General features: G+C 71.1%; 9 protein-coding genes. 3 read left to right on the top strand and 6 right to left on the bottom strand.

The genetic code is table 11. From position 1 onward, the window contains the following. Positions 1–189: 189 nt before the first annotated feature. The 4 genes from RGI145_RS16305 to RGI145_RS16290 form a co-directional block, all read right to left on the bottom strand. Positions 190–1,806 carry a M20/M25/M40 family metallo-hydrolase gene (locus tag RGI145_RS16305; protein WP_075800137.1) on the bottom strand — a complete coding sequence of 539 codons (1,617 nt, stop codon included), beginning with the start codon at positions 1,804–1,806 and terminating at the stop codon, positions 190–192. 24 nt (positions 1,807–1,830) lie between these two features. Beyond that, positions 1,831–3,429, bottom strand: a complete 1,599-nt coding sequence (locus RGI145_RS16300) for an ABC transporter substrate-binding protein (RefSeq protein WP_075799177.1) — start codon at positions 3,427–3,429, stop codon at positions 1,831–1,833. Positions 3,430–3,842: 413 nt separating this feature from the next. After that, the gene (locus tag RGI145_RS16295) at positions 3,843–5,135 is read right to left on the bottom strand and encodes an ArgE/DapE family deacylase (protein ID WP_075799176.1); all 1,293 of its coding nucleotides are present in this window, start codon (positions 5,133–5,135) and stop codon (positions 3,843–3,845) included. A gap of 62 nt (positions 5,136–5,197) precedes the next feature. Then, positions 5,198–6,211, bottom strand: coding sequence for a LysR family transcriptional regulator (locus RGI145_RS16290; RefSeq protein ID WP_083670835.1), 1,014 nt, complete (start codon positions 6,209–6,211; stop codon positions 5,198–5,200). 81 nt (positions 6,212–6,292) lie between these two features. Between RGI145_RS16290 and RGI145_RS16285 the strand changes: the two genes are divergently transcribed. Together RGI145_RS16285 and RGI145_RS16280 are read left to right on the top strand one after the other, a co-directional pair. Next, positions 6,293–7,849, top strand: a complete 1,557-nt coding sequence (locus RGI145_RS16285) for an ABC transporter substrate-binding protein (RefSeq protein WP_075799175.1) — start codon at positions 6,293–6,295, stop codon at positions 7,847–7,849. Next, a complete protein-coding gene (locus tag RGI145_RS16280; RefSeq protein ID WP_075799174.1) occupies positions 7,849–8,565 on the top strand; it encodes a glycerophosphodiester phosphodiesterase in 717 nt (238 codons plus the stop codon). Before RGI145_RS16285 ends, RGI145_RS16280 begins: the two co-directional genes overlap by 1 nt. A 57-nt stretch (positions 8,566–8,622) precedes the next feature. Here RGI145_RS16280 and RGI145_RS16275 read toward each other — a convergent pair whose 3' ends face one another. Continuing rightward, complete coding sequence (locus tag RGI145_RS16275) at positions 8,623–11,730, bottom strand: efflux RND transporter permease subunit (protein ID WP_075799173.1); 3,108 nt, start codon at positions 11,728–11,730, stop codon at positions 8,623–8,625. Next, a complete protein-coding gene (locus RGI145_RS16270; protein ID WP_237183103.1) occupies positions 11,727–12,998 on the bottom strand; it encodes an efflux RND transporter periplasmic adaptor subunit in 1,272 nt (423 codons plus the stop codon). Before RGI145_RS16270 ends, RGI145_RS16275 begins: the two co-directional genes overlap by 4 nt. A 432-nt stretch (positions 12,999–13,430) precedes the next feature. Between RGI145_RS16270 and RGI145_RS16265 the strand changes: the two genes are divergently transcribed. After that, a complete protein-coding gene (locus RGI145_RS16265) occupies positions 13,431–14,327 on the top strand; it encodes an urease accessory protein UreD (protein ID WP_075799172.1) in 897 nt (298 codons plus the stop codon). The last annotated feature ends 5 nt before the right edge of the window (positions 14,328–14,332 follow it).

Below are 14,332 nucleotides of genomic sequence, written 5' to 3'. Positions count from 1 at the left end.
ATGGGAGGAGGATCGCCGGTAGCCGACGCCATGTCCTCCCGTTCTGGCGTTTCAGGTTCCAATATATGGGGCTGGGCTACAACTCACGAGAGCATGACAGGAAAAATATCGCCGGGCTGGAAATTCGGGCCCGGGGCGGCGCTGGCAGGCTGGCGCCTCCTGAATGGAGGTGCCAGCCGTTTCCAGGGGTCAGAGCGGCTCCCCGGCCCCCGTCCCGGCATGGGGCGTCGGGAAGCACCATTCCTCGCCCCGCGCCGTGGCGACGTATTCCGGCCAGCGAAGGTCCACCGGCGGGTCGAGGTCGGGCGGCAGCAGCGGCCCCACCCAGCGCGAACCGCCCACCCCGCCGCCCGTGCGTTCGCGGAATTCCGCCTGTGCCGCCTCCAGCAGATCCGGCCGCCCGGCGAGATCGAGCAGCGTCAGCGCCATGGTGCGGGCCGCCGTGAACAGGCCCGGGTCCATGGCTGCCGGCAGCCCGCTCAGCGCGTTGTAGGCCCAGGCCGGGTAGCTGTAGCCCGGCGAGGGCGGCCGCAGCCGGGGACGCGCCGCCAGCAGCCGCACCGTGGGCGCGTGCCAGGAATATTCGACATAGTCGTCGGCGCTCAGATGCTTCTGCCAGGAGGGCAGGCCAGCGCGCTGCGCGGCCTCGTATTCCTGCGGCGGCGTCAGCTTCGTCACGCCCGCGATGAAGGGGTCCTCCATCGGCGCCAGGCCCAGGTTGCGCTGGATCTCCCGCCCGAACTCCAGCGCCTCCCCGGAATAGGAGGGGGCGCCGACGGCCTGGAGGTTGCGCCAGGTGATGTCCGTCATCGCACTGTTGGGCAGCCCGACCCGCGTCTTGGTCACCCAGCGCACGAAGGCGCGGCAGCCCGTGGTCGCCGCCGTCTGCCGCGCGTTGTTGGCCAGCACGCGCCAGATCTGCTCCTGGATCTCCAGCGCCGAGGCACGCCAGGAATACTGGATCTGCGAGAAGCGGGGGGTGAGGTTGTCCGAGGTCGCGCCCGCATCGCCGAGGACGAACTCGTTCAGCGTCCAGGAGCCGGCATGCGGGAACATCGCTTCCTTGGTGTACTTCGTCATCGTGTACATCAGGCACAGCGCGTCCAGCGCGCCGGGCGAGCGCGCCACCGCATGGGCCGCGTCGATCGGCATCAGCGCGGGATCGACCCAGCGTTCGGGAGCCTCGGATTCGAAGCTGATCACGGCGCTCCAGTAGGCGCCGAAATGCGTCTCCCCGGTCACCGTGTTCAGCGGCCAGGGATGCCAGACCACCGCCGCGTCCAGCCCGTCGTAATAGCCCCGCGCGGCATGGAAGGGCTTGGAGCCACACACCTTCTCCGCCGGCTCGCCGAACAGCTTCAGCGTGCCGGGGATGCCATGGGCCTGCATCGCCGACTTCGCCGCCAGCATCGCGGCGAGCGAGGCGGTGCCCAGCACCGAATGCGGGTCGGTATGCCCGGCGGCATAGGGGTGCAGGCCCTCGCGCGGGGCGGGGTAGGGGACGGCCTGCTGCGAATTGCCCGGCACCGCGTCGTATTCCGAGAAGCCGGCCAGGACCGGGCCGCCTTCGCCCTTGTCGCCCCCTTGCGTCCAGCGCGCGGCGAAGGCGGTGGGCATGCCGCCCGAGCCTTCCTCGACCTCGAACCCCTCGGCGCGCAGGATCTCCACATAGTCCCGCACCGAGCGGTACTCGCGCCAGGCGGGCTCGGCATGCGCCCAGATCCGCGCGTTGAAAGCGGAGAGCCGTGCCTCGTTCGCGGCGATCCAGTCCAGCGCGTGCCGGCGCAGGGCCTCGTGCTTTTCCATCTGCATCTTCCCCGTGGCTTCCCCTCAGGCCGGCCGCACGTTCCAGAAGGTCGGGAAGCCCTTCAGCACCCCGGTGATCGACTTGCGATAGGCGGTGGGCTGGATGTACTGGCCCAGCGGGTAGTAGGGCACGTCGGTCAGGCACTGCTTCTGGATCTCGGCGCAGATCGCCTTCTGCGCCGCCTCGTCCGGCGCCTGGAACCAGGCGTCGCGCAGCTCCTCCGTGCGCGGGCTGGTGGACCAGCCGGCATAGCCCGCCTCCCCATTGCCGCGCAGCGCGATATGGCCCGCCGGATTCAGCCAGTCCGTTCCCGCCCAGCTCGTCACGAAGGCGTTCCAGCCGCCCTGCTCGGCCCCGTCCTTGCGGTTGCGGCGCGTCAGCATCGTGCCCCAGTCCAGCGCGAGGTAGTCGACGTTGAAGCCCACCTGCTTCAGCATGTCCGCCGCGACATCGCCCTGCGACTTCAGCGTCGGGCTGTCGGCCGGCACCATCAGCACCACCTTCTCGCCCTTGTAGCCGGCGGCGATCAGCTCGGCCTTCACCTTCGCGAAGTCATGCGGGGGGTTGAACACCTCCAGCCCCGCCTCGGTCGCCATCGGCGTGTTCGGGCAGAAGAAGCCGACCGGCACATGGAACAGCGCGGGATCGCCGCCGGTCAGCGCCTGCATGTAGGCGGTCTGGTCGATCGCGGGCAGAAGCGCGCGCCGGATGGCGGGGTTGTTGAAGGGGGGCTGGAGATGGTTGACGCGCAACATCGTCACCAGCCCGGTCGGGTCCGGCACCTGGACCGTGACGTCCCGCATGCCGCGCAGCAGGGGCAGCATGTCGTGATAGGCGTATTCCATCCAGTCCTGCTCGCCATTCTGCAGGGCGGCGGTGGCGGTGCCGATATCCGGCATGGTGTTCCAGACCACGCGGTCGTAGTGGACGATCTTCGGCCCGGCCGTCCAGTCCGGCGTGCCGCCCTCGCGCGGCCTGTAGCCGGCGAATTTCTCATAGACGTTGCGCGCGCCGGGCACGCGCTCATCCGCCTTGAAGCGGAAGGGGCCGCTGCCGACCAGCTCTGGCACCTGCTGGAAGGCATCGGTCTTCGCCAGCCGTTCCGGCATCATCGCGCACATGGGGGAGGGCGTCTTGCCCAGCGCCACCGGCAGCAGCGGGAAAGGCCGCTTCAGCCGGAAGCGGATGGTGCGGTCGTCGGGCGCGGAAAGCTCGTCCGTGGTGGCCATGAGCGTGGCGCCGAAGGGGTCGCGCTTGGCCCAGCGCTGGATCGAGGCGACGCAGTCCCGCGCCAGCACCTTCTCCCCGTCATGCCAGAGCAGGCCGGGGCGGAGCGTCAGGTCCCATTGCTTCCCGTCATTGCCGATGCTGTGCCCCTCCAGCATCTGCGGCTGCGGCTGGAAGTTGCCGTCCATGCCGTAGAGCGTGTCGAAGACGAGATAGCCGTGGTTCCGCGACACGTAGGGCGTCGTATAGACCGGGTCGAGATAGACGAGGTCGATCTGCGGGATGAAGCGCAGCGTGGTCTGCGACGCCGCGCGCAGCTTCGCCGGCGCGGCGAGCGAGGCCGCCGCTCCTCCCAGGATCGCGCCACTTCCCTTGAGCAGGCTGCGTCTCTGCATGCTTCATCATCCTTCCGCTGCGTCTGGCGGCCCTGGCCGCCTCGCGATGAAATAGCCCGTCACGATGCCATGCCCGGCGTTCCGGCGCGCCCTTGTCGGCGGTTGTGCCCGTGGCCCGGGGGAAAGGCGCTGCCTTTCCCCCGATACCCCCTATCCGCCAGGAGCCGGTGGCTCCTGGACCTGCCTGTAGTTGGCTCTCCCTGCGGCCGGATTGCACCGGAGAGCATCACTCTCCGGCGACTGTGGGTGCCGCCAGTGCCAGGGGACGAACCCGCAGAACGATGGCTCCCGGCAGTGCCAGCCTCATCGGGTCCAGGGCCCGCAGGGTCCTGGCGGATGGGGGTACGGGGGAAGGCGGAGCCTTTCCCCCGGGGCCACTGTCCCCCGGGCCACGGGCGCCAGCCTCTGGAGGCTCAGGCGCGCTCGACGCCGCACCAGCCTGCGACGAAGGCGGCGATGCTCTTGGTGGTGCCGCGGATGGATTCGATCTCCACGCGCTCGTTGAAGCCATGGACCTGTTCCGCCTTCGGCCCGTAGCAGAAGGCCGGGATGCCGTAGAACAGGCTGTAGAAGCGCGCGTCGTTCAGCCCGGTGCCGGCGCGGCTGCGCAGCTCGCCGCCGCCGAAGGCCGCGTTCGCCGCGCGCAGCAGAGCCACCGGCTCCTCGGCATTCTCCAGCACGTAGCCGCGCGAGAGATAGCCCGACCAGACCACCTCCGGCGGGTTGTTGCCGAGGAAGGGGTCGGCCTTCGCCGTGGCCATCACACAGTCGATGATCTCCTTGCGGCAGGCATCGACGTCCCAGCCCGGCAGGATCGCGATGCGGCAGTCCACGTCGCACCAGGCCGGCACGGAGGAGGCCCAGTCGCCGCCCTTGATGATGCCCGGGTTGAAGTTCAGCGGATGCTCCATCGAACCGTAATGCGAGTCGCTCTTCGCCCGGCGGTTCCAGTCCGCCTCCAACCCTTCCAGCCCCTGGATCAGCCGGTAGGCCGCCTTGATCGCGTTGGAGCCGTCGCTGGCATAGGCCACATGCGCGGGGATGCCACGCACCTTCAGCCGGAACCACAGCACGCCGACGCAGACATCGGTGATCGTCCGGTTGCTCGGCTCCGGCAGCAGGGCGCAATCGGCGCGGTAGCCGCGCTGCAATGTCGAGAGCGCGCCGACGCCGGTGCTCTCCTCCTCGATCACCGACTGGAAGTGCAGCCGCCCCTTGAGGCTGTAGCCCGCCTGCCGCACCGCCTCGACCGCGTAGAGCGCGGCGATGGTGCCGGATTTCATGTCGCCGGCACCGCGCCCGTACATCCAGCCATCCTTCACCACCGGGCTGAAGGGCGGCGTTTCCCACATGTCCAGCGGCCCTGCCGGCACCACGTCGCAATGCCCCTGAAGGATCAGCGAGCGTCCCGTTTCCTGCGCCGGGCGCAGCGTGCCCACCACGGTCCGGGCCTGGGAGAAGTCGTGCTCGATCACGCCGCAATCGGGCAGGTCGGCGAGATCCTCCATCCGGATCGCCCAGTCATCGACCGTGTAGCCGCGCTCGCGCAGCAGGTCGGCCATCATGTCCTGGGCCGGGCCCTCGGCGCCGCGTGTGCTGGGGATGGCGGAGAAGCGCTTCGTCGTCTCGATCTGCGCGTCGAAGTTCCGGTCCACCATCTCGGCGATGCGGGCAGCGATCTGGGTGTCGATTTGGGGATCGCTCATGCGAAGCAGGCTCCTCTGCGTGTGGCCGCGATGATCCCGCAGCCCCGGGGGAGGACAATCAGCTATTTGGCGAGGACCGGTGTCTTTTCCGTACCATTCGCGCCGTTTGATTCCGCGTGGCACATGCCATGGAACCAGGCGCGCACGGTCGCGATCTCCTCTTCCTCCCATCGCGCCGCATCGGCCAGGACGTGGTAGGATTTGGGCCGCACCTCGGAGGGGAAGGGCTCCACCAGCCGGCCGTCGCGGAGGTCGTCCTCCACCAGCAGCTCGTTCGCCAGCGCTACGCCCTGGCCCAGCCGCGCTGCATCCAGCGCGAGCTGCGCCGTGCCGAGGCAGGCCCCGAAGGGCTGCCGGCGCGAGCGCATGGCGCGCAGCCAGTGCCGCCACAGGTCCATGGATTCGTCGTGCAGCATCGGCAGGCGCAGGAGATCGTCGATGTCGCGGATGCTCTGCCGCCCGTGCATCTCCCGGTTCATCACCGGAAAGACGCGCGGCCGTGCCAGCGCCTCGCTGCGCAGCGGCGGCAACACCGCGAGGTGTTCCAGATAGACCACCTCGACATCCACCTCGACGCCTTCGGGGCGGCTGCGGGAGAGGCGCGGCTCCAGCACCACTTCCCGCCCCGGCAGCAGCCGCTGGAGTTCCGGCAGGCGCGGCAGCACCCGGACGTTGGAGAAGCCCGGCACGCAGCGGATGGTCAGCGGCCGCCGGCGGCGGCCGAGATCGGCGGCGGCCTCCGCCAAGCCCGCGAGATGCGGCGCCACCCGCGCCGCGAAGCGCGCACCCTCCGCCGTCAGGGCCAGCCCGCGCCCGGAGGGGCTGACGAGCGGCACGCCGAGCGCCTGTTCCAGGTTGTGGACGTGCCGGGACACCACCGTGTGGCTGACCCCCAGGGCCTCGCCCGCCGCGCGGATGCTGCCGGTGCTGGCCAGCGCGTGGAAGGCCCGCAGCGCCACGAGGGGAGGGAGCTTCGGCAGCAGGGTCGGCACCTCCGGAAAGAACGGGGCGGGATCATACCGCGCCCCGTCCGGTTGCGAAGGGCCGGGGGTGCCGTCGCGCCGCCCGATCGTCATGCGCCCGACCCCGTTCCGTCATCGCCGTGTCATCGATCCGCCGCAGTTTCCGCGCCTTCGCGGATCAGGGATTTCGGGACCATGCGACCGACACGGCGTCATCTTCTCGGCGGCGGCCTGGCCGCCGTGCTTCCCGGCCAGCGCGCCATCGCCCAGACGGCCTCCGGCACCGATTCACGCCCTGTCCTGCGCATCGGCGTCGCCGACCTGCCGCCGACCCTGGAACCGGCGAAGGAACTCAGCAATGTCGGCACCCGCATCACCTATTCCGTCTTCGACACGCTGATCCGGCGCGATTTCCTGTCCTCCCCGGATGGCGGCGGTGCCCGTCTCGTGCCGCATCTGGCCACGGAATGGCGGCGCGAGGGCGAGCGCGACCTTCTCGTCACGCTGCGCCCCGGTGTGCGCTTCCATAACGGCGACCTGCTCACCGCCGAGGACGTGGTCTTCACCTTTGCCCGCATGATGGGCGGCCAGCCCCTGCTGGTGGAGGCGAAGTCCTATTTCCCGACGCTGGAATCCGTGACCGCGGAAGGGCCGCTCGCCGTCCGCTTCCGCACCCGAGTGCCCGATATCCTGCTGGAGCAGCGCCTCGCCTCATGGTGCTCCTGGATCGTCAACAAGCGCGCCTATGAGGAGCGCGGCCTGGAGGGCTTCGGGCAGGCCCCGGTCGGCACCGGCCCCTACCGCCTGCGCAGCCTGCGCCGGGACCAGGCGATCGTGCTCGACGCCTTCGACGACTACTGGATGGGCCGTCCCACCGCGCGCTCGGTGGAGTTCCGCGGAATCCCGCAGGTCGCCGGGCGTACCGCCGCGCTGCTGGCCGGCGATATCGACCTCGCCACCAATATCCCGCCCGATCAGGTCGAGGAGCTGCAGGGCCGCTCCGGCATCGACCTGCGCAGCGTGGTGCTCGCCAATGTCCATGTCCTGGTCTTCGACCAGCGCGGCGCCGGCCTCGCCGACAAGCGGGTCCGCCAGGCGCTCGGCCTCGCCATCGACCGCGAATTGCTGGTGAAGACGCTCTGGAACGGGGCGGCCCTGGTGCCGCACAGCCACAACTTTCCCGAATACGGCGACATGTTCCTGCCGGACCGCAGCCTGCGCTACGACCCGGAGCGTGCGCGGGCCCTGCTGCGCGAGGCGGGGTATGACGGGACCGAGATCACCTACCGCACCCAGGCCAACTACTACACGAATGCTCTCCCAGCGGCGCAGGTGCTGGTGGAGATGTGGAAGGCGGTCGGCCTCAATGTCCGCCTGCAGGTGGTGGAGAATGCCGCGCAGCTCCGTCCGGCGGCCGGTGGCCAGATCAGCAACTGGTCCAACTCCACCCGCCTGCCGGACCCGCTCGGCGCGATCTGGATCGTGTGGGGGCCGGGCAGCACGCCGCAGGTGTCGAAATCCTGGGCCTCCACGGAAGCCTTCAACCGCGCCGGCCATGCGCTGGAGGGCGAGACCGACCCGGCGAAGCGCCGCGCGCTCTTCGCTGACATGCTCGATGCCTGGGAGGATGAGGCGCCGGGCACCATCCTCTACCAGCCCGCCGAGTTCTACGCCGTGCGCTCCAACATCCGCTGGCGTCCCTGCACCTTCTACTTCATGGACCTTCGTCCCGATAATCTGAGCTTCGCCTGATGGTGCTCCCCCGTGTCATCGCGCATCGCGGCTGCTCCACTTTCCATCGCGAGAACTCGCCGGCCGCCTGGCGGGGCGCGATGGAGGCCGGTGCCGATCTGATCGAGGCTGATCTCCGCCTGACCGCCGATGGCCGGATCGTCTGCTGCCACGATGCCGATCTGCGCCGCCTCGCCGCGCAGCCCCTGGTGCTGCGGGAGACCAGCGCCGTGGCGCTCGCCGGCATCGCTGCGGGAGGCGCCCCGGCCGCGCCGCCGCTCGCGCTGCTCTTCGATACGCTGCCCGAGACACAGCCCATTCTCTTCGACGTGAAGGATGAGCGGCCCGAGGCGCTGGACGTCATCCTCGACGCCTTGCGCGGCGTGCCCGCCCGCCCTGTCACCCTCGGGCTGCACGCCCTGGACTCCGTCGTCCGGGTCCGCGCGGCGGGCTGGAGTGGTGCCATACTGGGCTTCCTCGGCCCCGGAAGCGACGAGGAGGCTTTCTTTACCGCCGGGGGCACCCATTTGCGGCTCTGGGAATGGGATACTGCCCCGGGGCGTATCGCCGCCCATACGGAACGCGGCCGCCCGGTCTGGATCACCACGGGCGAGGGGGCCACCGGTCGCAAGGTCGGCGACTTCGACCCCGCCGCCCTGCGCCGCATGGCCGGGGAGGGGGCTGGCGGCTTCCTGGTGAACGATCCCGCCGCCGCGCGCCGTGCGCTGGTTGCCTGAAGGGAGGCAGGCCCGGGGGGACAAGGCTTTCCGCCTGTTCCCCCGGGGATGCGGTCCCTATTCCGCCGGCTGTGCCGCCGGCCCGATATGCGGCCCCGCGCGGCGCCCGCGCAGCCGCTTCGCCCACTGGCCGAGGGCCTCGAAGCCCAGATAGAGCACCGGGGTCACGAAGAGCGTCAGTGCCTGGCTGACCGCGAGGCCGCCGACGATGGCGAGGCCCAGCGGCTGCCGCAGCTCCGCCGCCGCGCCCCAGCCCGCCGCGATCGGCACCGCGCCCGCCGCCGCCGCCAGCGTCGTCATCAGGATCGGGCGGAAGCGCAGCAGGCAGGCCGCGCGGACGGCGGACAGCGCGTCCTCGCCCTCCCGCTGCCGGACCAGCGCCACGTCCACCACCATGATGGCGTTCTTCTTCACCAGTCCGACCAGCAGCAGCACGCCGATCACCGCGATCACCGACAGGTCCAGGTCGAACCACCACAGCGTCGCCAGGGCGCCGAGCGCCGCCGCCGGCAGGCCGGACAGGATGGTCAGCGGATGCACGAGGCTCTCGTAGAGCACGCCGAGGACCACATACATCACCAGCACGGCGGCCAGGATCAGCATGCCCTGGCCCGCCAGCGCCTGCTGGAAGACCTGCGCCGTGCCGGAGAAGTTGCCGATCACCCCGGCGGGCAGGCCCAGCTCCTCCTCCGTCTGCTGGATCGCCGCCGTGGCGTCGCCCAGCGCCACGCCGGGCGCGACGTTGAAGCCGATGGTCACCGCCGGGAGCTGCCCCTGGTGCCCCACGGTCAGCGGCCCGGTGGAACGCGTCACCTTCGCCAGGGTGGAGAGCGGGACCAGCTTGCCGCCGCTGGCGCGGAGATAGATCTTGTCCAGCCCGTCCTCGTTGCGCTGGTCCTCCGGCAGGGCCTCGACGATCACCGGATAGGCGTTGGCCTGGGCATAGATGGTCGAGATCTGCCGCGCGCCGAAGGCGGAGTAGAGCGCCTGCCGCACCTGGTCGATGTTCACGCCGAGGGCCGCCGCGCGCTCCCGGTCCACCTGCACCGAGACCACGGGCGCGTCCAGCGTCAGGTCGGTGTTCACGTCCTGGAGCTGCGGCAGACGCCGCAGCCGGGCCGCGAGCTTCTCCGAGAAGTCGTAGAGCGTGTCGGAATCGAGGCCCTGCAGGGTGTAGATGTAGAGCGTGCGAGCCTGCCGCGCCCCGAAGGAGAGGTTCTGGATCGGCTGCAGATAGACGCTGAGCCCCGGCACGCGGGCCGTCGCGCGGCGGAGCTGCTGCACCACCTCGCCGATCGGCGGCCGCTGGTCGCGCGGTTTCAGCTCCACATACATCCGCCCCTGGTTGATCGACAGGCTGTTGCCCACGGCGCCGACGGAGGAGTTCACCATCTGCACGGCGGGGTTGGCCTGGATGATCTTCGCCGCCTGCCCCTGGAGGTCGAGCATCGCGTCGAAGGAGGCATCGCGCGGCCCTTCGGTGGAGACGGAAAGCAGCCCCGTATCCTCGATCGGGAAGAAGCCCTTGGGCATCGCCACGGCCATCCAGCCCGCCGCCGCCAGCGAGGCGATGAAGAAGAGCCAAACCACGGCCCGCCAGCGCAGGGCGATGTCCAGCGCCCAGGCATAGGCCCGCTCCACCGCGCGGAAACAGCCCTCCAGCGCCGCATCGACCCGCGACGGCTTGCTGTGCGCGGGCAGCCAGGAGGACATCATGGCGGTCAGCGTGAGCGAAACGACGCAGGACACCGCGACGGCCAGCGACACGGTGGCGGCGAAGGCGTTGAACACCCGTCCCACCACCCCGCCCATCAGCAGGATGGGCAGGAAGACCGCGATCAGCGAGCAGGTGATCGAGACGATGGTGAAGCCCACCTCGCGCGAGCCGCGCAGCGCCGCCTCCAGCGGGTGCATCCCTTCCTCGACATGGCGGACGATGGCCTCCAGCATCACGATCGCGTCGTCCACCACGAGGCCGACCGCGAGCGTCAGGCCCAGCAGCGTCACGTTGTCGATGCCGTAGCCCAGCAGGTACATCAGCCCCAGCGTGCCGGCGAGCGAGACGGGCACCGCGATCACCGGGATCAGCGTCGCCATCATCCGCCGCAGGAAGAGCCAGACCACCAGCACCACCAGGGCGACGGCGATCAGCAGGCTTTCCTGCACGTCATGCACCGCCGCGCGGATCGAGACGGAGCGGTCCAGGTTCACGTCCAGCGTCGCGCCCGGCGGCAGCGCCGCCTGCAGCGCGGGCAGGGCCGCCCGCACGCCGTCCACCACATCCACCGTGTTGGCGTCCGGCTGCCGCTGCACCGCCAGGGTCAGGCCGCGCGTGCCGTTGCGGAAGGAGGCGATGCGGTCGTTCTGCACCCCGTCCACCGTGTCGGCGATGTCGGAGAGGCGTACCGGCGCCCCGGCCCGGCCCGCCACGATCAGGTGCCCGAAGGCATCCGCGTCGGGCGGCTGGTCGTTGGCCCGCAGCACGAGCTGCTGGCGCGGCCCGCTCAGCGTGCCGACCGGCGTGTTGGAATTGGCCGTGGCGATGGCGTTGCTCACCTGGTCGAGCGTGAGGCCCATCGAGGCCAGCCGCTCCGGCCGCATCCGCACCCGCACGGAATAGAGCTGCTCGCCGAAGGTCACCACCTGCGCCACGCCGGGCACGCGCGACAGGGCGGGGGAGATCAGCGTGGAGGCGATGTCGTTCAGCTTGTACAGCGGCACGTCGCCGCCCGAGAGCGTCAGCAGCAGCACCGGCGCATCCGCCGGGTTCGACTTGCGGTAGGAAGGCGGCGTCGTCATCTCCGTCGGCAGCCGCCGCTGCGCCCGGGTCAGCGCCGCCTGCACGTCCTGCGCCGCCGCGTCGATGTTGCGGCTCAGCACGAACTGCAGCGTGATCTGCGTCGTGCCCTGGCCGGAGGTCGAGGAGATGCTGTCGATCCCCGCGATGGTCGAGAATTCCCGCTCCATCGGCAGGGCCACCGAGGTCGCCATCGTTTCCGGGCTCGCCCCCGGCAACTGGGCGGAGACGGTGATCACCGGGAAGTCCACCCGCGGCACGGCGGCCACCGGCATGGAGAAATAGGCGAGGATGCCCGCCAGCACGGCCGCCACGGCGAGCAGCCCGGTCATCACCGGGCGGCGGATGAAGGGTTCGGAGAGGTTCATCGCGCCGCCGCCTCACGCTGCGCGCGGCCCGGTTCCGCGCCACCGACCTTGGCGGCACCCGCCGGAGCACCCCCCGGGGCGCCGTTGCGCACCGTCACGCGCGAACCTTCCTGCAACCGCTGCGCGCCTTCCGTCACCACCGGCTCCCCATCCGAGAGCGAGGCATCGGCCAGCACGGCCCGGCCGGAGGCATAGCGCACCACGCTCACCGCGACCCGGCGGGCGGCGGCGTTGTCGCCCTCGCCCTTCACCGCGTAGAGGAAGCTGCCCTGCTGCCCGCGCTGCACCGCCGCCGCCGGGACCGACAGGGCCTTCGGGTCGGTGCGCGGCACCAGCACCACCTCCAGGTACTGTCCCGGCCAGAAGCGCGCCGGGGCATTGGCGAAGCGGCCCTTCATGCGGATCGTGCCGGTGGTGCTGTCCACCGTGCTGTCCACGAAGATCAGTTCGCCCTCGGCGCGCGGCCCCTGGTCCTCCGGCGCCCGCGCCAGCACCCGGGGCGCGGCGGACTGGCCGGCGGCGGCGGCCTGCTGGGCCGCATGCACCACCGACAGCCAGCGCTCCGGCACGGCGAAGGTGACCAGGATCGGGTCCGTCTGGGTGATGGTGGCCAGCACCACCCCCTCCGAGGCCCGCACGAAGTTCCCGGCCTTCACCGGCAGCGCGCCCAGCCGGCCCGGTGCCTCGGCGCGGATCGTGGCGAAGTCCAGGTTCAGCCGGGTCTGCGCCAGCAGCGCCTCGTCCGCCCGCACCACGGCCGCCGCCGCGGTGGCGTCGGCCTGCGCCTGCTCCAGCCGCTGCTGCGAGGCATAGGCGCCCGATTGCAGCGAGGCATAGCGCCGCGCGTCCTCCTGCGCCCGCGTCAGCGTCGAACGGTCGCGGTCCAGGTTCGCCTGCTGCTGCGCGAGCTGGGCCTGGATGAGGCGGCTGTCCAGCGTGAACAGCACCTGCCCCGCCTGCACCCGGTCGCCCTCGTTGACCCAGACCTTCTCCACCTGCCCATCGACGCGGGAGCGGACGGAGATGACCGAGGGCGCCTCGGCATTGCCGTTGGTCAGCACCTCCACCGGCACCGGACCCACCGTGGCCGGAGCCACCGCGACCGAGACGGCCGGCGCCCCCCCGCCGCGTTCCTGCGCCCCCGCCGGCGCGCCGGGCAGGAACAGGGCCGAGCCCAGCAGGATTCCGGGCAGCAGCCTGGACAGGAAGCCGGGCGGAACCGGGAAGGGCGCTCCCGGAAGGGACGGGGCGCGAAGTGCGAAGGGCATGGACGGAACCCGCGGAATGGGGAGGTGGCAGCTTTGATGCTGCCTTTTCTGCAATGATCATACCGGAAACATCCTGTTCACGGAGCCGCGAACTTCACCCTGTGATGCTTTGTCACCGGAAGTTCGGATTTTCCCGGCGCCGGGTGAACGGCCCGCAAGCCAGCCCATGCCAAGCCGCGGCCGCCGGTCAGGGCCGTGAACCCCCGGCACCCCTTTGGGGCACCCCCGGCATGGCCTTTCCGTCCGGCCGCCGCGCCATTCCCGGTGCCGCGCGACGAGCGTGGAAGGATGACGAGGACTTCATTTCCCGCATTCCGCCCGGCCTCTCCCGCTCCGGTCATGCGCCCCGCCTCCGCCGCCGTCCCTGACCAGCGGGAGGGCATCCTGCCCCGCTTATGGACGGCGCCTGGGCATGGCATAGCGATCAGGCCCATGACGCCGCCCGACTCCCCGCTTTCCTCCCTGCCAGCCTCTCCCGGCATGCCCGCCGCCATCCGTCACCAGCGGGCCGAGGGCACGGCGGAACTCGCCTTCGCCCGGGCGGCATCCGTCGCCGCGCCCCGCACCGTGCTGCGCCATCTCCATCAGGCCGCCCCGCTGCGCGTCCTCTTCCCCAGGCCGGAGCCCGGCGAACCGCCGCTCGCCGCCCTGGTCAACACCGCCGGCGGCCTGGCCGGCGGCGACGCGCTGCGCATCGCGGCGCGGCTGGGGGAGGGCGCCACCGCCACGCTCTGCACCCCCGCCGCCGAGAAGCTCTACCGCTCCCTCGGCCCCGACACCCGCATCGCCACGAGCCTCCGGGCGGAACCCGGCGCCACCCTCGAATGGCTGCCGCAGGAAACCATCCTCTTCGACGGCGCCCGCCTGCGGCGCAGCCTCGACATCGAGCTCGCCGCCAGTGCCCGCCTGCTGGCCGCCGAGATGCTCGTCTTCGGCCGCCATGCCCGGGGCGAGCGCTTCGCGACCGGCTTCCTCCACGATCGCTGGCGCCTGCGCCGCGGCGGGCGCCTCGTCTGGACCGATGCCCTGCGCCTCGATCCGCCCGGGGAGTCGCTCGCCGATCGCTTCGCCTTCGGCGGCGCGGGCGCCTATGCCACGCTCCTCTACGCCGCCCCGGACGCGGCCGCGCATCTCGCGGCCTTCCGCGATCTCGCCGCCTCCACGGGCCCTCTCCAGGGCGCCGCCACCATGCCGCGCGAGGGCATTCTCCTGCTCCGCTGGCTTGGCTCCGCCGCGCCGGTCCGCGCCGCGCTCGCCAGCGCCATTCCCGCCTGCCGCGATGGGTTGCTCGGCCTGCCGCGCGCGCTGCCACGGCTATGGATGACCTGAATACG

This window comes from Roseomonas gilardii (assembly GCF_001941945.1).
Lineage (GTDB): Bacteria > Pseudomonadota > Alphaproteobacteria > Acetobacterales > Acetobacteraceae > Roseomonas.
The sequence above is the reverse complement of the archived record's forward strand: the minus strand, read 5'-3'. Positions and strand labels throughout refer to the sequence as shown.